This window comes from Brevundimonas sp. (assembly GCF_035935935.1).
Classification (GTDB): domain Bacteria; phylum Pseudomonadota; class Alphaproteobacteria; order Caulobacterales; family Caulobacteraceae; genus Brevundimonas.
This window is the reverse complement of record NZ_DASYWO010000002.1, coordinates 170,053-187,410: the sequence shown is the minus strand read 5'-3', so window position 1 is coordinate 187,410 and position 17,358 is coordinate 170,053. Positions and strand designations below refer to the sequence as shown.

Annotated in this window: 15 protein-coding genes; 6 read left to right on the top strand and 9 right to left on the bottom strand. The window is 70.5% G+C overall.

The genetic code is table 11. The annotated features are described in order from the left end of the window. Window positions 1-11: 11 nt before the first annotated feature. Window positions 12-269: a DUF3297 family protein gene (locus VGR32_RS01285; RefSeq protein WP_327447247.1), complete on the top strand. Its 258-nt coding sequence runs from the start codon at window positions 12-14 to the stop codon at window positions 267-269. Between the two features lie 22 nt (window positions 270-291). Here VGR32_RS01285 and VGR32_RS01280 read toward each other — a convergent pair whose 3' ends face one another. The 6 genes from VGR32_RS01280 to VGR32_RS01255 all read right to left on the bottom strand — a co-directional run bounded on the left by VGR32_RS01280 (window position 292) and on the right by VGR32_RS01255 (window position 9,141). Next, the gene (locus VGR32_RS01280) at window positions 292-1,947 is read right to left on the bottom strand and encodes a carboxylesterase/lipase family protein (protein ID WP_327447245.1); all 1,656 of its coding nucleotides are present in this window, start codon (window positions 1,945-1,947) and stop codon (window positions 292-294) included. After that, entirely contained in the window at window positions 1,944-3,233 is a 1,290-nt protein-coding gene (locus VGR32_RS01275; protein WP_327447243.1) for an MFS transporter, read from the bottom strand. The genes VGR32_RS01280 and VGR32_RS01275 overlap by 4 nt, the downstream gene beginning before the upstream one ends. Before the next feature lie 36 nt (window positions 3,234-3,269). Continuing rightward, a complete protein-coding gene (locus VGR32_RS01270) occupies window positions 3,270-4,517 on the bottom strand; it encodes a serine hydrolase domain-containing protein (RefSeq protein ID WP_327447241.1) in 1,248 nt (415 codons plus the stop codon). Continuing rightward, entirely contained in the window at window positions 4,514-5,212 is a 699-nt protein-coding gene (locus tag VGR32_RS01265) for a TetR/AcrR family transcriptional regulator (RefSeq protein WP_327447502.1), read from the bottom strand. Before VGR32_RS01265 ends, VGR32_RS01270 begins: the two co-directional genes overlap by 4 nt. A 73-nt stretch (window positions 5,213-5,285) precedes the next feature. Next, a complete protein-coding gene (locus VGR32_RS01260) occupies window positions 5,286-6,860 on the bottom strand; it encodes an AMP-binding protein (protein ID WP_327447239.1) in 1,575 nt (524 codons plus the stop codon). Between the two features lie 127 nt (window positions 6,861-6,987). After that, on the bottom strand, window positions 6,988-9,141 hold the full coding sequence (locus VGR32_RS01255; RefSeq protein WP_327447237.1) for a TonB-dependent receptor: 2,154 nt from the start codon (window positions 9,139-9,141) through the stop codon (window positions 6,988-6,990). 162 nt (window positions 9,142-9,303) lie between these two features. On the opposite strand from VGR32_RS01255, the gene VGR32_RS01250 reads away from it, so the two are divergent. From VGR32_RS01250 to VGR32_RS01230, 5 genes are all read left to right on the top strand, one after another. Beyond that, window positions 9,304-10,182: an SDR family NAD(P)-dependent oxidoreductase gene (locus tag VGR32_RS01250; RefSeq protein WP_327447235.1), complete on the top strand. Its 879-nt coding sequence runs from the start codon at window positions 9,304-9,306 to the stop codon at window positions 10,180-10,182. Between the two features lie 144 nt (window positions 10,183-10,326). Beyond that, complete coding sequence (locus VGR32_RS01245) at window positions 10,327-10,731, top strand: response regulator transcription factor (RefSeq protein WP_327447233.1); 405 nt, start codon at window positions 10,327-10,329, stop codon at window positions 10,729-10,731. Beyond that, entirely contained in the window at window positions 10,706-11,767 is a 1,062-nt protein-coding gene (locus VGR32_RS01240; protein ID WP_327447231.1) for a tetratricopeptide repeat protein, read from the top strand. The genes VGR32_RS01245 and VGR32_RS01240 overlap by 26 nt, the downstream gene beginning before the upstream one ends. Further along, the gene (locus tag VGR32_RS01235) at window positions 11,764-12,816 is read left to right on the top strand and encodes a HEAT repeat domain-containing protein (RefSeq protein WP_327447229.1); all 1,053 of its coding nucleotides are present in this window, start codon (window positions 11,764-11,766) and stop codon (window positions 12,814-12,816) included. Before VGR32_RS01240 ends, VGR32_RS01235 begins: the two co-directional genes overlap by 4 nt. Then, a complete protein-coding gene (locus tag VGR32_RS01230) occupies window positions 12,813-14,234 on the top strand; it encodes a glycosyltransferase family 2 protein (protein WP_327447227.1) in 1,422 nt (473 codons plus the stop codon). The genes VGR32_RS01235 and VGR32_RS01230 overlap by 4 nt, the downstream gene beginning before the upstream one ends. On the opposite strand, the gene VGR32_RS01225 is transcribed toward VGR32_RS01230, so the two are convergent. From VGR32_RS01225 to VGR32_RS01215, 3 genes are read right to left on the bottom strand one after another with little or no spacing between them, the layout of a single operon-like run. Next, the gene (locus tag VGR32_RS01225) at window positions 14,218-14,484 is read right to left on the bottom strand and encodes an Hpt domain-containing protein (protein WP_327447225.1); all 267 of its coding nucleotides are present in this window, start codon (window positions 14,482-14,484) and stop codon (window positions 14,218-14,220) included. The two genes, VGR32_RS01230 and VGR32_RS01225, sit on opposite strands and share 17 nt — an antisense overlap. Further along, window positions 14,481-14,861 (bottom strand): response regulator, encoded by a 381-nt coding sequence (locus VGR32_RS01220; RefSeq protein WP_327447223.1) that lies wholly within the window; start codon window positions 14,859-14,861, stop codon window positions 14,481-14,483. Before VGR32_RS01220 ends, VGR32_RS01225 begins: the two co-directional genes overlap by 4 nt. Further along, the gene (locus VGR32_RS01215) at window positions 14,858-17,275 is read right to left on the bottom strand and encodes a CHASE3 domain-containing protein (RefSeq protein WP_327447220.1); all 2,418 of its coding nucleotides are present in this window, start codon (window positions 17,273-17,275) and stop codon (window positions 14,858-14,860) included. The genes VGR32_RS01220 and VGR32_RS01215 overlap by 4 nt, the downstream gene beginning before the upstream one ends. Window positions 17,276-17,358 lie beyond the last annotated feature (83 nt).

Genomic DNA, 17,358 nt, shown 5'->3' with positions numbered 1-17,358 from the left:
TGAGATCCGACATGTCCGAGACGCCTCCCGACCGCCTGTCCGTCGATCCCGACAGCCCCCACCACGACGCCGACGTGCTGGCGCGGGGCGTGGGCGTCCGCTTCAAGGGCGAGGAAAAGACCAACGTCGAGGAATACTGCGTGTCCGAAGGCTGGGTCCGTCTCGCCGTCGGCAACCGCGTCGACCGTCGCGGCAAGGCGCTGACGGTCAAGCTGCAGGGCGAGGTCGAGCCCTATTTCCAGCATGGCGAGGCGGCGGCGGGCGAGTGAGCCCTCCGGCGACGCACTCCCTTCAGCAGCCCTCGGCGCGCGGCGGCAGCTTCGGCGACCACAGGCCGACGTTCCAGTTCCACGGCTGATCTCCCGATGCGCGGCGGCGACACATCGTCCGCTCGTGCAGGTCGAACATGCCGGGGAAGAGAGCGACGCGCGCCTGCGGCCGGCCGTCGAACAGCATGTAGGCCCGCTCCGCGCCGTAGGCCGGCCAGGCTGCGGCTTCCCCCGCTCGCGGCACTCCGGCGCGCACGAAGCCCAGCCAGTAGTCGATCATGGCCGCGGACAGGTCGGCTTCCGCCTGGGTGTCCGGGATGGCGGGCCAACGGGACGGCGTGCGGTCCCGGTTGCCCCACATGTACGGCAGCTCGCTGGCATGGAAGGCGCGCAACCCCGCGGCGGCGGCCGCCGGGTAGTCGTGGTCGAACAGGTAGAGGTAGGCCGGCAAACCGCGCGCCGTCTGCGACCGGACCAGGCGTTCGGAGGTCCAGCCATAGAGGGCGTCGCGCGTGGCGGCGAGGATGCTCTGCTCCATGTCTGATGCGGGGTAGAGCCGCAGGAAATCATCGGCCATGTCTCCGTAGCGATCGCGGATCGCCGCCTCATAGGCCGCGGCGTCGCCCGGCAGGGCGGGCGTCAGCATCCTGAGGGAACGGGCCTCTCCGGCGTTGAAGCCGGCCAGCACCGGCACGGGCGCCTGCCCGCCCTGATCGAAGATCGTGACCAGCTGGTCCGGCAGGACCTTGCCGTCCACGACGCCGAGGCTGACGAAGCCGTTGGCCGGCGCGGCGTCGGTGATCGCCTGCGGGTCCATGGCGCGCATGGCGCGCAGGCTTGGCAACTGCAGGCGACGGGTCAGGACGGCCCCGGCCTCCTCCGCCGAGGGCGCGCCGAAGCGGGCCTGCTTCAGCTCCGGCGACGAGATCATGTAGCCGCTCTGGACGATCGCGCGGTGGAACAGGCCGCGCGCGTAGGGCGAGGCCATCAGATACATCACGCTGAGCCCGCCGGCGCTCTCGCCCGCGACGGTCACGTTCGACGGATCGCCGCCGAAGGCCGCGACGTTGTCCCGCACCCACTGCAGCGCCAGGACCTGGTCCATCAGGCCGTAGTTGCCGGAGATGCCCGCCGGGGACTCGGCGCTAAGTTCGGGATGCGCCAGGAAGCCCAGCACGCCCAGTCGGTAGTTGATCGTGACGACGATCACGCCCTCGCGGGCCAGCCGGACGCCGTCGTACAATGGCTCCTTGCTGGAGCCGGCGATCAGCGAGCCGCCATGGATCCAGACCATGACCGGCGCGCCCTTCGCGCCCTGCGGGGCGAAGACGTTGAGGCTCAGACAGTCCTCGCTGAACGGCCGGATGTCCTGCGAATAAACGCTGGGGAGACCGGGCGTCGGCTGCATGCAGGCCGGTCCATAGGCCGTCGCCTCACGCACGCCGTCCCACTTCACCGCCGGCAGGGGCGGTCGCCAGCGCATCTCGCCCGTCGGCGGTGCGCCGTAGGGAATGCCCTTGAAGGTGCGGACCTCGCCCTCCGCCGCGCCGCGGACCGCCCCGGCCGTGGTCGCGACGACCAGAGGGTGGGACTGCGCCTGCGCCGGCGCCCGGCTCGTCGCGCACGCGGCCAGCGCCCCGGCCAGCAACACCGCGACGCCGGTCAGGCGACGGGTCACGACAGGCCTCCCGCGCGCGACGTGTCCTTCGACAGCCGGCGCGCCAGCAGCAGGAAGATGAGGATCGCCACCACGTACACCGGCGCCAGCGTGTAGAGCGCGGTCTCCAGCGAGCCGAAATGGTCGCTGGCGAAGCCGACGTAGGTCGGGCCGACCGCCATGCCGATGAAGTTCATGATCAGCAGCAGCAGGGCGCCGGACAGCACCCGACGGTTCGGCGCCACCTCCTCCTGCACCAGGGCCACGGACGACGAGAGGTAGAAGTAGTTCAGAAAGGTCGGCCCAAGCAGCAGCACCAGCGCCAGCGGCCACGTCGGCGCCCACAGGAAGGCCAGATACAGCGGCAGCGCCAGCGTCAGGGAGATGGCCGGCAACAGGGCGTAGGCCGTTTTCGAACGGCGGGTGAAGCGGTCGATCAGGAAACCCGAAGCGAAGATGCCGCCCCCCATGCCGAAGAAGACGATCAGGGCGAACCAGACCGACAGATCGTCCAGCGTCATGCCCTTCTCCCGCATCAGGTACAGGGCGGTGAAGTTGCCGAAGCCATAGGTGACGATCTGGGTCACGCCGCTGCCTAGCGCGGCCAGCACCAGGGTCGGCTCCCGGAAGAAGGCCGCGACCGTGCCCCAGAACGGCGCCTTGGTCGGGGCCGAGCCGGCCGTCGCCGCGTCCAGCCCGCCCCGCCGCGGCTCCTTGACGAGGAAGGGGGTCGCCAAAGCCACGACGACGCCCACGGCCCCGATGACCACGAAGGCGTCGCGCCAGCTGAACTCCGCGGCGATCTTCGCCCCGAAGGCGACGCCCAGCGCCATGCCGACGGGGGGACCGAGATTGTAGATGCCGAGCGCCATCCCGCGACGACGCGGCGGGAAGCTGTCGGTGATGATTGCGTAGGAGGGGGGCACGCCGCCCGCCTCACCGAAGCCGACGGTCATGCGCGCCGCCGCCAGCTGTCCGAAGTTTCGCGACAGGCCGCAGGCGATGGTCGCCGCACTCCAGATGCCGCAGGCCACCGACACGACCGCGACCCGGTTGGTCCGGTCCGCCAGCCAGCCCACGGGGATGGCGATGAAGCAGTAGAAGAAGGCGAAGTACAGCCCGCCCAGCAGACCCAGCTGGCCGTCGGAGATTCCCAGCGTGTCCTGGATCGGCTTGGCCAGGATCGACAGCAGCTGCCGATCGAGGAAGTTCAGGACGTAGATGAACCAGAGGACTCCCAGCGCCGCCCAGGCCTGACGGCCCTGTGGAGAGGCGGGGGGACTGACGGCGGCGGCGTCGGAGCTCATGGGACTTTCCTCTCTCGGTGCGGGCGTCGGGCCCGTCTATTTGTCGGGGTCGGTCAGGGCCGCGTAGACGAAGGTCCGCGTCTCCCTGCGAAAGGCGTCGCTGACCGGGTCGGCCAATCTCTGGATCAGGCCGACGAAGACGAGGTCGTTCTCCGGATCGATCCAGAACCAGGTCCCGCCGCCGCCGCCCCAGCTGAGCGTGCCGCGCCCCTCGACGGCGCCGATCGCCGCGGGATCGATCATCACCGCGAAGTCCAGGCCGAAGCCGAAGGCCGGGCTGAACGGCAGGAGACGCAGCGGGCTGGATCGCGTCAGGACCGCGTCGGGGACGGCATTGGTCGCCATCAGATCGACGGTTTCGGACTTCAGCAGCCTCGCGCCGTCCAGTTCGCCCCGGTTGAGGATCATCTGGCAGAAGCGGGCGTAATCGGTCGCGGTCGAGACCAACCCCCCTCCCCCGCCTTCGAACGGCGGCGGCCGGGACCAGTCGTTGATCGGCATGTCGAAAGCGGTCGTGGCTTCGACCAGCCCGTCCGCGCCGCCGCGGTAGATGCCCGTCAGACGGTGCAGCTGGTCGGAAGGCACGTGAAAACCGGTGTCGACCATGCCGAGCGGCTCGAAGATGCGGCGACGAAAGACCTCGCCCAGCGACGCGCCCGCCAGCCGTTCCACGATCGCGCCCTGCAGATCCGAGGCGACCGAATAGAACCATTCGGTCCCCGGCTGGAACATCAGCGGCATCCGGGCGACGCGGGCGACGAGATCGTCCAGCGATCTCGCGCGCAGGACCTGCGCCTCGCGATAGGCGCGCTCGACGGGATGGATGTCGAACAGGCCGTAGCCGAAGCCCGCCGTGTGGTTCATCAGCTCGCGCATCGTCGGCGCCCGGACGGCGTCCTCCAGAACGGGCTCGCCGTCCGGGCCTGTGCCCGCGAACACCTTCAGGTCGGACAGTTCGGGCAGGAAGCGGTCGACGGGATCGTCCAGCGTCCACAGCCCCTCTTCCATCAGCATCATCAGCGCGACGCCGACCACCGGCTTGGTCATCGAATAGATGCGGAAGATGGCGTCGAAGCGCAGGGGTTCGGCGTCGCCCACCCGGGCGTGTCCGAAGGTGTTGAACGCCGCCACCCGGCCGTGGCGCATCAGCAGCGTCGAGGCGCCCGCAACCTCCCCCGCCGCCACCATGCCGGCCATCCAGTCGTCCAGGCGGGCCAGACGCGCGGAGTCGAAGCCGAGGGCCTCGGGGTCCGACGCGAACGCGAGGCCGCCGACGTCGGTCATGGCGCGGGCGCCTCCGTACGTGACGCCGCGCGGCTCCGGCACAGGCCGATGAATCCATGCGCCATGAAGGCGGCCATGCGGGCCTTGATGGCGTCGAAGTCGTCCGACCGGCACAGCCCGCCGGAGAGCTGGTCGATCCGCCCCGTGCGGGCGAGGCTAAGGGTCAGGGCCCCCGTGACGAAATGGTAGCCCCAGAACAGGTCCTCGTCCGGGCAGTCCGGCAGGGCCTGCCGCAGCAGGCCGATCAGCCGCAGGACCACCGGGTCGAACAGCCGGTCCATCACCTCGGCGCCCCACGCGGGGGTGTTGTTGATCTGGGCGCTGAGCGCGCCGAAATTGCGCCACCCCTCCCCGCCCGTCGAATAGGTGTCGAGGTCGGTGTCCAGAAACGCCCTCAGCGCCCCCTCGACCGTGGGCTTGCCGTTCGCCGCCTTCTCGTAGGCGTCCAGCGCGTCCATGCGGCGCCCGCTGGTGACCGGCGCGCGGCGCGCCATGACCTTGTCGAAGACGTCCTGCTTGTCGTCGAAGTAGTAATGGATCAGCGACTTGTGGACGCCGACCTTGTCCGCGATGTCCTTGATGGTCACGCCGTGCAGGCCATGCTGCGAGAACAGCTCCTCGGCGGCGTCGAGGATCTGCTCCAGACTTTCGGCGCGCTGTTCGGCCTTGCGGCGGGACGGACGGGCGGTGGACATGGGCTCGACCTTCAGACGTTGCGGCGCGTCCCGCCCGCTGCGCTTCGAGTCGGAGGCCGGGACGTCGAACATCCTAGGCGCCCCCATACCGGGCGCGAAGCTGCGTCTTGTCGATTTTGCCCGTGCCGGCCAGCGGCATGGACGGCACGCAAATGACGCTGTCCGGGATCCACCAGTCAGCCACGCGTCCCTTGAGGCTGGCCTTGAGCGCGGCCTCCTCGACCTGCTGGCCCTGCGCCGGCTCGACGACCATCAGCGGGCGCTCGCCCCACTTCGGATCGGAGCGCCCGATCACGGCGACCAGACCGACGGCCGGCAAGGCGCCTACGATGTCCTCGATCTCGACCGGATTGATCCATTCGCCGCCGGACTTGATCAGGTCCTTCGACCGGCCGGCGAGCGTCAGGACCCCGTCGTCGTCGATCGAGGCCAGGTCGCCCGTGTCGAACCAGCCGTCCGCGTCCACCGCCGGAGTGGACGCCCCGTGGTAGGTGCGCAGCACGCTCTGTCCCCGCACCTTCAGCCGCCCTTCGACGTTGCGCTGCTGCGGCAGGGGCGTCCCGCCCGCGTCGGTCAGCAGCATGTCCAGCCCGACCGGCGGCCGACCGGCGCCGACGGCCTGCGCGCCGGGCGGGGAGATGGCGCCCAGCGGCGAAAGCTCGGTCATGCCCCAGCTGGTCTGGACGCGGCAGCCCAGCCGGCTCTCCATGCGCGCCAGAAGCGCCTCAGGACAGGGCGAGCCGCCGACGATGACGCGCTTCAGTGTAGGGGTTTCGCCGCCGGTGGCGTCGAGGTGATCCAGCAGCCCCAGCCAGACCGTCGGCACGCCGACGGCGACCGTCACGCCCGCCCTTGCGATCAGGCCGGCCAGGCTGGCGCCGTCCGTGACCCGACCCGGCAGCACCAGTCCCGCCCCCACGGCGGGCGCGGCAAAGGGCAGGCCCCAGGCGTTGGCGTGAAACATCGGCACCGCCACCAGCACCTGATCCGCGCTGGTCAGGGCCATGGCGTCAGCCTGCAGCAGACGCAGCGTGTGAAGGTAGTTCGAACGGTGGGTGTAGACGACGCCCTTGGGCGCGCCGGTCGTGCCGGACGTGAAGCAGAGACCGGCGGGGGCGCGCTCGTCGAAGCCGCCCCAGGCGACCGGGCGGCCGCTCTCCACCAGATCGGCGTGCGCGACGAATCCCGCTTCCGCCTCCGCCGGCGTGGGCGCGCGGTCCAGCATCACCAGGCGTCGCAGACGGGGGCAGGCGTCGCGCATCTGCACCGCCAGCGGCGCCAGATCGGCGGCCACGGCCAGCACCTTATCGTCCGCCTGCTCGACCATGTCGATCAGCTGTCGGAGCGTGAGCCGCGGGTTCAGCGTGTGACATACGATGCCCACGCCCATGGCGGCGTACCACAGTTCGACGTGATCCGCGGTGTTCCACGCCAGCGTCGCGATGCGGTCTCCGACCTCCAGCCCGAGGTCCAGAAGCGCGCCGGACAGCCGGTTGGCCCGGTCGCGGAGATCGGCATAGCCGACGCGCACGTCGCCCTGCCCCGTCGCCGCGACCACGCCCGCCCGCGGATGCCACGCGGCGCCGTGCTCCAGGAACCGGTCGATGGTCAGGGCCGGGTCCTGCATGGGGCTGAGGTCCGGCGTCATGCCGGGCTCGCTGCGGGATCGGGATGGATGACGCGCGTCATGGGACTCGGAACTCGAGGAGGGTGGGCCGGCCTGGGCCACGATCCGCGGGAGCGACGCCGCCGCCCCCGCGGAGGGTTTCGCGGGATCAGAACGTCCGCGTCAGGTTCAGTCCGAACTGCCGCGGCGGGCCCGCGTAGCGCAGACCGGCGTTGACCGCGGCGATGTAGGTCTGATCCGTGGCGTTGACGGCGTAGGCGGCCAGCGTCCAGTCGTCCTTCTGGTACGTCAGGCGCAGGTTGACCAGATTGCGCGCCTCCAGCCGGTCGCCGCGGGCCTCGTTGTTGAAGATCGAGGTCCAGCTTTCGCCGATGTGCGAATAGTCGACGCGCGGCGTCAGCGTGGCGCCGTCGGCCATGACCCATTCGTACTCGACGCCGGCGTTGAACGTCACCTCGGGCGCATAGCTCTGCTCGTTGCCGCCCAGCTGCAGGCAGTTGACGCTGGCCGGCCCGGTGACGGTGTTGCACGTGCCGGTGCGGGGCGCCCGGGGGTCGGCCGCGAAGAAGTCGCCCAGCTCGGAGCTGGACACCGAGCCGCCCACGTCGATCTGCCACGGGCCGAAGATCATCTGCGCCGAGCCTTCAAGGCCCATCAGCACCGTGTCGTCCGGCACGTTGACGATCGAGCTGAACAGCGGCACCGCCGGATCGCCGACCACGACCTGGAAGCCCTCGTACGTCATGTAGTAGGCGCCCAGCTGGGTGCGGACCCGTCCGTCGAACATGGTCGACTTCCAGCCGATCTCGTAGTCGACGACGTCTTCCGGCCCGAAGGAGCTGGCGGGCACGTAGAAGTTCGGCGCGTTCAGGCCGCCCATCTTGAAGCCCGTGGCGACGAAGCCGTAGACGAAGTTGTTCTCGTCCACCTTCCAGTTCACCGACAGCTTGCCGGTCGTCTTCTCCGCCGTGACCTCGTCGTTCTGCAGCAGGAACAGACCGAACGCCGGATAGGTCGTGTAGACGTTGTCGTTGGTGGACGTGCTTTCCGACCAGCGGGCGCCCAGCTGGATCTGCAGCCGGTCCGAGACGTCGTAGCTCAACTGGCCGAAGACCGCCTTGGTCTCCTTCGGCGTCTCGCCGAAGATGTAGAAGTCGACCACGCCTTCCGGGAAGCCGACGTGGTAGGCCCCCTGCGGGAAGGTGGTCACCGGGAAGACGACGTCGTCATATTGCCAGAAGGCCCCCAGCACCCAGCTCAGGCGCTGGCCGTCCGGAGAAACGATGTTGAACTCCTGCGACCAGACCTCTTCCTCCACCCGGTCGTAGAAGGTGTTGTTCAGCGCGCTGGTGCCGTCGAGGTCGGTGGAGAACTCGCTGATGCCGTCCTGATAGCCCGTGATCGAGCGCAGGGTGATGCCGTTGTCGAGGACGTAGCTGACGTTCAGCGACACGCGCGCGGTCTCGTCCCGACCGGAGTGCGGGCCGTTGGCGGTGATCTCGAACGGGTCGTTCGTCGCCAGCGCCGGATCGGCCGGATAGCCGCCGAAATCCAGATTGTTGTAGTCGCCCTTCAGCAAAACCCGCAGCGCAGGCGTGGGGGTCCACAGCAGGCTGGCGCGCAAGCTGTTGGAATCGACGTCGCCCGGATCGCCGCGATAGGGGCCGGTGATGTCGTGGAAGCTGTCGCGCGTCTCCTTGTTGGCCGCGAAGCGCACGGCCAGGGTGTCGGTCAGCGGCACGTTGACGGCGCCCTGCAGCTTGATGTTGTCGTAGTTGCCCAGCTGGCCCTGGACGTAGCCGTTGACGCCGTCGAAGTCCGGATTGCGTGCCGTGATGAAGACGGCGCCGCCGGTCGCATTGGTGCCGGCGAAGGTGCCCTGCGGACCACGCAGCAGCTCGACGCTGCCGATGTCGTAATAGGGCTCGGTCTGGAAATAGCCCGGGAACACCGGGACGCCGTCGCGATACGTCGTGACGCCCACGCCGATGGCGGTGGTGGGCTCGGACTTGCCGATGCCGCGCACGTTGAAGAAGTTGCCTTGGCCGAAGTTCTGGACGGTCGTCGACGGCGACACGAACTGGAGCTGTTCCAGCGTCGCCACGCCGCGCTCTTCCAGATCCTCGCCGCTGAGCACCGTCGCGGCGACCGCCGTCTCCTGAAGGTTGGTGGTCCGGCGCTCGGCGGTGACGACGACGTCGTCGACCTGCGTCGCCTCCTGCTCCGGGGCCTCCTGGGCCTGAACCGCGCCGGCCCAGAGCAGCACGGCGAATGATGTCGTGATCCCGAGCTTGCGGCTCATGGCAGTCCCTCCTCGATGTTTCCCCACGACGCTCTGACGGCGTCATGAGGCGACGCTCTCACCGATCTCCGCGCCTGTCAACGTTCACTCACTCGCCAGTGAATGTTGACCCGAAGGTCAGCGTCGGCTCTTTTTCCGGCCTTTCGGACGGGGACGCGAGTCATGACGATCACCTTGGGCGGGCGCGCGGCGCTGGTCACCGGCGCGGGCGGCGGACTGGGTCGGAGCCACGCCCTCGCCCTCGCCCGGCACGGGGCCCGCGTGGCCGTCAACGACCTCAACTCCGATGCCTGCGCCGCGGTCGTGTCGGAAATCAAGGCGGGCGGCGGCGAGGCGGCGGCATTTCCCTGCAGCGTCACCGATCGCGCCGCAGTCTTCGCCATGGTCGACGCCGTCGCGGCGCACTGGGGCGGCGTCGACGTCGTGGTCAACAACGCGGGCATCCTGCGTGACCGGACCTTCGCGAAGATGGATCTGGACGACTTCGCCTTGGTGCTGGACGTGCATCTGATGGGGTCGGTCAACGTCACCAAGGCGGCGTGGCCTCACATGGTGGCGCAGGGCCGCGGGCGGGTGATCTTCACCACCTCCTCGTCGGGCCTGTACGGCAACTTCGGACAGTCGAACTACGGCGCCGCCAAGATGGCCCTGGTCGGGCTCATGCAGACCTTGGCGCTCGAAGGACGCAAGCACGACATCCGGGTCAATTGCCTGGCGCCCAGCGCCGCCACGCAGATGACCGAGGGTCTTTATTCCGCCGACGACCTGCGCGACCTCGGGCCCGATCTGGTCAGCCCCGGCGTGGTCGCCCTGGCGGCGGACGAGGCGCCGACGCGGACGATCCTTCTGGCCGGGGCCGGCGGGTTCGAGCAGGCGCACGTGACCATGACCCGGGGCGTCCACGTCGGCGCCCGCGACGACGCCGCCGAGGAGGTCGCCCGGTCGTGGGCGGCCATCGGCGATCGCACAGGCGAGGTCGTGCCGGACTCAGGCGCCGCCCAGTACGCCCATGAAGTCAGGACGCGGGCCGCCGCCGGCTGACGTGGCGCAGGCGGCCGAAGACCGTACCGGCGGCGGACGGCGTCGCGCGAACGCCGATATCGAACTTTCACGCCTCGGTAGCGCTTGATTCACCCAGCGCCCCCTATAGTCCGTGCGTTGGGGGCGCTGGGTATGGAGTAGGACATGGCGCGCGTCCTCATCGCCGACGACGACCCCCTGTTGCGGGGGTTGCTGCAGCACAAGCTGGCCGCGGACGGTCATCTGGTGATCGTGGCCGAGGACGGCGGAGAGGTGCTGGGCCTGATCCGCGAGCACCATCCCGACCTGATCGTGCTGGACGCCATGATGCCCGTGATGGACGGCTTCGAGGTGCTGCGGCGTCTGAAGGTCGACGCGGAGGCGGCTTCCATCCCGGTCATCATGCTGACCGCGCTGCGACGCGAGGCGGACGTCGTCGGCGCCCTCCAGCTGGGCGCGGCCGACTATCTGGTGAAGCCCTTCATTCCGGACGAATTGCTGGAGCGCGTGCGTCGGCTGGCCGTCCCGCAGCAGGTTCAGGAAGATGATCGCGCAAGACGTCCCCGCTGAAGTCCGTCAGGATCCCACCGCCCTCTATGAGGCCGCCGTGGCCGACCGGCGAGCCGGCCGCCCGGCGCAGGCGGTGGACAGGCTGCGCGCCGTTCTGGCCGCGCGGCCCGACGACGTCGACGCCCGCCTGCAGCTCGGACTCGCCCTGATCGACCTTGGTCGGCTGGACGAGGCTGAAGCGGAGCTGCTGCGCGTCGTCGAGCGCGCTCCGGCATATGTGGACGCGCACGTCGCCCTCACCCGCATCGCGCGTCGGCGCGGCGACGAGGCGACGGCGTCGACCCGCGCGGCCGAGGCCCTGCGTCTGGCCCCTGATCGGGAGGACGTGCGCGCGCTCGCGAGCGGTCCCGAACCGGCGATGCGCGGCCGTCTCGACGTGGACGTTTCCCGCAGCCGTCTCGGCGCCGGGCTTCCCGACTGGACCGAGGCCCGGCTGGCCGCGACGCGGACCGTCGACGACCGATGGACGGTCTCCGGCGCCGTCGAGCACACAGAGCGTTTCGACCGCACCGACGTGTATCTTGAAGGTCTGGTCGCGCGCCGCCTTGCGGGCGGAGACGCCTGGATCGCGCTGGGCGGCACGCCGGACGCCGACTACCGCCCGGAACTCGCGCTGCGGGCGGGCGGATCCTGGAGGGTGGCGCCCGCGATCAGCGCGACGCTGGAAGGATCGGTCGCCCGGTTCGCCGCCGGCGAGGTGTCGTCCCTGCAGCCCGGCCTCTCGATCGATCTGTTCGACGGCCGCGCCACGCTGACGGGTCGCTGGATCAACGTCTGGGACGAGAATGGCGACCGCGAGGACGGCTACGCGGTCTCCGCGCGCTGGGCCGTGACCGACCGCTTCCGTCTGCGGCTTGACCACGCGGACGCCCCGGAGACCAGCGAAGGCGTCGTCGTGGACGTCTCGTCCGTCGCAGTCAGCGGCGAGTGGGATCTGAACGCGCGCGTGTCCCTGCGTCTCGGCGTGCTGGACGAGGACCGCGGGACCTACGGGCGCCAGGCGGTCACGGTCGGTCTGGGCTGGCGCTTCTGGTGAGCCTGCTCGGCTTCCTCTGGTGGAGCTCGCTCGTCTTCGGGGCGGCGGCGCTGGCGTGGATGGTGTGGCTGATCGGCGCCCGGCTGCTGCGTGCGCGGCGCGACGCCCGGCTGGGGCTCGATCAGGCGCGGATGCGCCGCCTGTTCCTGGAGATCATGGACGGCCACGTGGACGCCGTGCGTCAGCTCAACGGCCCCAGCCGCCGGGCCCGGCTGACGGCGGAGGCCATTCTGGACATCGCCGGACTGGTTCGCGGCCATGAGCGCGAACGTCTCGTCTCCGCCCTGTCCGGGCTGGGCGTCGAGGAGCGCCTGCGCCGTCGCCTGCGTCGCGGCAGCCGGGCCGGCCGCATCGCGGCGGCCGAGGCGCTGGCCGTCTTCCCCAACCCCGCCAACGCGGCCGCGCTGCGGCAGGCGCTGGCGGCCGCGCGCGATCCGGAGTTCCGCGTCGCGGCCCTGAACGCCCTGCTGGCGCTCGACGAGGCCCCGCCGCTCTGGGACCTGCTGGCCGACGTGTCTTCGCGCGGCCTGCAGGATTCGCTGCTCTACGAATCCGTGGTCCGCACCATGGTGGCGCGGGCCCCCGATCAGGCCCTGACCGTCTTCACTGATCCGGAGGCGTCGCTGGTGATGCGCACGATCGTGGCGGACGCGCTGGGGCGCTCGGGCGACTACCGCGCCGTGCCCGCCCTGATGGCGGCAATCCCCGGCGCGGACCTGGAGCTGCGGATCGCCTGCATCCGGGCGCTGGGGGCCCTCGCCCACCCCGCGGCCGAGCCTGCCGTGGTCGCGGGCTTTGCGGACGAGGCATGGGAGGTGCGCGCCGCCTCTGCCGAGGCCGCCGGCCGGATCGGGCTGGTGTCGGCCGCGCCGCTTCTGGTTCAGGCCCTCGCGGACGGCGTGTGGTGGGTTCGATTCCGTTCGGGCGAGGCCCTCAACGCGCTGGGGGACAAGGGGGTCGCCAGCCTGCGGCTGGCAGCGGGCGTCGGCCAGGACGTGGTCCGCCGCGCGGCCTCGCTGGCGCTGGCCGAACGCGGCGTTCCGGCATGAACGGCGTGCTCCAGACCCTCGTCGGCTATGCCCAGGCCATCGCCTGGTTCGTCATCGGCGCGGGGGCCCTGCAGAACCTGCTCTATCTGATCCAGCTCGGCCTGGCGGGCGTCGCCCTGTCCCAGCGGCCGTCCATTCCGCAGTCGACGGTGCTGTGGCGGCGCTACGCCGAGGCCTCGCCCCCGATCGCCCTGCTGGCCCCCGCCTACAACGAGGCCATGACCATCGTGCAGAGCGTCCGCTCGCTGCTGTCGCTTCGCTATCCCAGCTTCGAGGTGATCGTCGTCAACGACGGATCCAGCGACGCCACCCTGCAGACCCTGATCGACGCCTATGGCCTGCGTCCCATCCAGCGACACTTCGATCTGCCGCTGGAACACCAGCCGATCCGCGGCATCTACGGGGCGGAGCATCAGCCGCGGCTGATCGTCGTCGACAAGGCGAACGGCGGGAAGGCGGACGCCCTGAACGCCGGCATCAACGTGTCGCGGGCCCCGATCTTCTGTTCGATGGACGCGGACTCCCTGCTGGAGCCCGACGCCCTCCTGCGCGCGGTGCGCCCGTTCGTGGAAGACCCCGAACGGACCGTGGCCGTGGGCGGCACCGTGCGCATCGCCAACGGCTGCGTCATCCGCGACGGCCGCGTGATCCAGGTCGGCCTGCCCCGCAGCTTTCTGGCCCTTCTGCAGACGGTCGAGTACCTGCGCGCCTTCCTTATGGCGCGGCTGGCCTGGAGCCGCATCAACGCCCTGACCATCATCTCCGGCGCCTTCGGCCTGTTCCGCCGCGCGCGGGTGATCGAGGCGGGCGGCTACACCCGCGGCACGGTGGGCGAGGACATGGAGCTGGTGGTCAAGCTGCACCGGCTGATGCGCGACAAGCGTCTGCCCTATCGCGTCGGCTTCGTGCCCGAGCCGGTCTGCTGGACCGAGGCGCCCGAAAGCCTGCGCGTGCTGGGGCGTCAGCGATCGCGGTGGCATCGCGGCGCGCTGGAGACGTTCGAGCGGCACTGGGACGTGATGTTCAAACCCCGCTACGGCCGTCTGGGCGCGCTGGGCTTCACCTACATCCTGCTGGTCGACATCCTGGGACCGGTGATCGAACTTCTGGGATATCTGCTCATCCCGGCGTTCTGGGCGCTCGGCCTGTTGTCCATCGACTACCTGCTGGCCTTCCTGGCCGTCAGCTTCACCTTCGGCGTGGTGATTTCCGTGGGCGCGCTGGCGCTGGAGGAGTCGGAGCTGAGGCGGTTTCCGCGGGCCCGGCATCTGCTGGTCCTGACCGCCGTCGCCGTCGTCGAGAACTTCGGCTATCGCCAGCTGAACAACGTCTGGCGGCTGCGCGGCCTGTGGCAGTGGATGCGGCGCAGCCAGTCGTGGGGCACGATGACCCGCAAGGGCTTCAGCCCGCAGACCTGATCACCGCCCGCAGCGCGTCGGCCAGCGCGTCGAGATCACCGGGTTCGGGTTCGCCGCCGTCGGCCAGAACGTCGTCGATCCTCCCCGCCGCCCCGCTGATCTCCGGATGTCCGAACGTGCCCCCGGCCCCTGAAAGTCCATGCGCCAGCCGATGCAGGACGCCTTGGTCCGGTCGTCCCTCCAGCGTTTCCAGATCCGCCCGGCAGCGCTCCACGAAGCGTGCGCGCAGGGCTTCCGGAATGCCGCTCACCGGCGGGATGCCGCCAGCACCGAGCGCAACTGCTGCGCCAGGGTCATCGGGTCGAACGGCTTGATGATGACGTCCAGCGCCCCCAGCGCACGATATTTGTCGACCTCGGTTTCCTGCGCGCGCGCGGTCATGAACACCACGGGCGTCGTCTCATGACCCGGCACCTCCCGCAGTCGCCGCAGGGTCTCCGGCCCGTCCATGGCCGGCATCATGACGTCGAGAAGCACGACGTCGACCGCGCGCGACCCCAGAACGTCCAGCGCCGCCGCGCCGGACTCCGCCGACTGCAGCTCGATGTCCGGATCGAGCTCGAGTGAGAACGCCGCCACCTCGCGGATGTCGGCCTCGTCGTCCACGTGCAGGACCTTCAGCGTCATCGGGCGTCCTCGTCGCTTCGCGCGGTCAGTCTGTGCACGGCGCGGCTGAGCTGGGTCAGCGACATCCGCGATTTCGTCAGCACCGCCTCGACGGAAGGCGCCGTCTGGGCGTCCAGTTCCTGGGCGGAATAGACGACCACCGGAATCGTGGCGCCGTCCGGCCCGGTCAGCTCGGGCAGCAGGTCCAGTCCGTGGCCGTCCGGCAGGCCGAGATCCAGAATGACGAGATCGGGGCGCTGCACGGCGAGGGCTTCGCGCGCCTCCTGCAGACTGCGCGCCGGCATCACCTCGGCCGTGACGCCGAGCGCCTCCGCGGTCACCGTCAGGATGTCCGGATCGTCGTCGACATGCAGCACGCGCGGACGGGCCGCGCCCGGCAAGGCGGCGATCGCCAGCCGCAGGCGCTCCTGATCGAACGGCTTCTCCATCCAGTCGACCACTTCCAGCGACCGTCCGCGCACCCGGCCACGGGCGACGTCGCCCGAAACCACGATCACGGGCAGGCTTCGGGTCGTTCTGTCGGCCTTCAGGGCGCGGATCAGGCCGACGCCGTCGGCGTCCGGCAGCTGCAGGTCGATCAGGGCGGCCTCATAGCCGCCGCGCCGCGCCATGGTCAGCGCCTCCCGCGCCGTCCCGGCGATGTCGGTGCGATAGCCTTCGGCCGTCAGCATCTCGGCCAGAACCCGGGCGGCGTCCGCGTCGTCCTCACAAATCAGCAGACGTCCGCCGCCCGTCCGCTGCGGTTCTTCCGACCACAACGGCAGGTCGAGATGGAAGGTGGCGCCCTCGCCCTCCCGCGATTCGAACCACAGGCGACCGCCGTGCCGTTCGGCGATCTCGCGCGCGATGGCCAGTCCCAGACCGGTGCCGCCCTTGGCCCGGGCGTCGCTGGCGTCGGCCTGCGCGAACTTGCCGAAGATGCGGGCGCGGAAGGCCTCGGGAATGCCGGGCCCCTGATCGGTCACGCTCAGGCGCGCGATGCGGGTTTCGGGGTTCACGCCGACGGCGACCTGTCCCCCGGCGGGCGAGAACTTGGCCGCGTTCGACAGCAGGTTGGTCACGACCTGGATCAGGCGGTCCGCGTCGCCGCGGATCGGCGCGGGCGCGCCCTCGAGCAGGGTCAGCGTCACGTTCAGCTGATCCGCATAGCCGCGCACGCCGTCGATGGAGCGCGCCGCCACCTCCCGCAGATCCAGGACGTCCATGGTCATGGGGGTCTTGCCGGACTCCAGCTTCTCGACGTCCAGGATGTCGTTGATCAGACGGACCAGCCGCTGGCTGTTGGAATGGGCGATGCCGATCAGGCGCGACGCCTTTTCCGGCAGCTCGCCCGCCGCCCCGCCCGCCAGCAGGCCCAGCGAGCCCGCGATCGAGGTCAGCGGAGTGCGCAACTCATGGCTGACCGTGGAGACGAAGGCGTCCTTCATGCTCTCGATCCGTCGGCGCTCGCTGATGTCGCGGATCACCGCGACCACGTGGCGGCCCGTCGGCAAATCCATCGCGCCGAGCGCGACGTCCACGGGAAAGCTGGATCCGTCGCGGCGCCGCGCCGTCAGCTCCTGCACGATGCCGCCTTCCAGGGTCCCCTGGCTGGCGCCCAGACGGCTCAGGAAGGCGCCCTCGCCGTTTCCGGCCAGATCCTCGATCAGCACGCCCACGTCGCGCCGGGCCAGCTCCGCGGCCGGCCAGCCGAACATGCGCTCGCCCGCGGCATTGACGCTTTCCACGCTGCCGCTGGGATTCAGCGTCACGATGGCGTCGATGGCGCTGTCCAGCGTGGCCTGCTGGCGCGCCGCCGACGCCGCGAGGCGGGTCGTCAGGGCCGTGCGCGTGGCGACGAACCGCCAGATCAGCAGGCCGATGGCCGCGGCGGTCGCCAGCAACAGCAGAAACAGGCCCCCGACCAGGGCCTCCGTCCTCCGGGTGCGGGCCTCCGACCGGGCGGCGAGTTCGTCCAGCGCGGCCGCTTCGCGGCCGATCATGCGCGCCACGACCTCGCGGATCGCGTCCATCGCCTGCTTGCCCTCGCCGCTGGACACGATCGCCATGGCCGCGCGCGCGTCGCCTTCCGTGCGCAGGTCGACGGTCCGCTCCATGGTGTCGCGCTTCCGGCTCACCAGAACGCCGAGCGCGTGCACGTCGGCGGTCTGGGCGGGATGATCCGCCAGCCGTCCCCCGAGATCCGCCAACGCCGCGTCGAGGCCGCCCAGAGCCCGGTCGTAGGGCTCCAGGAACCGCTCGTCGCCGGTGATGATGAAGCCCCGCTGCCCCGTTTCGGCGTCCTGCAGCAGGGAGAAGACCGACTGGATCCGGCTGCGCGTGTCGTAGGACCGCGCGACCTCGGCCCGCAGCCGCGCCGCGCCGTCGAACTCACGGCGCAGCTCCACGCCCGCCAGGATCAGAAGCAGCGCCACGATCGCTCCGGCCAGGCCGAGGCCGAGCCGGTACCGCGTCGCGCGGGGGGAAGGCGGTGAAGACATGCCGGCGACAGTGCGCC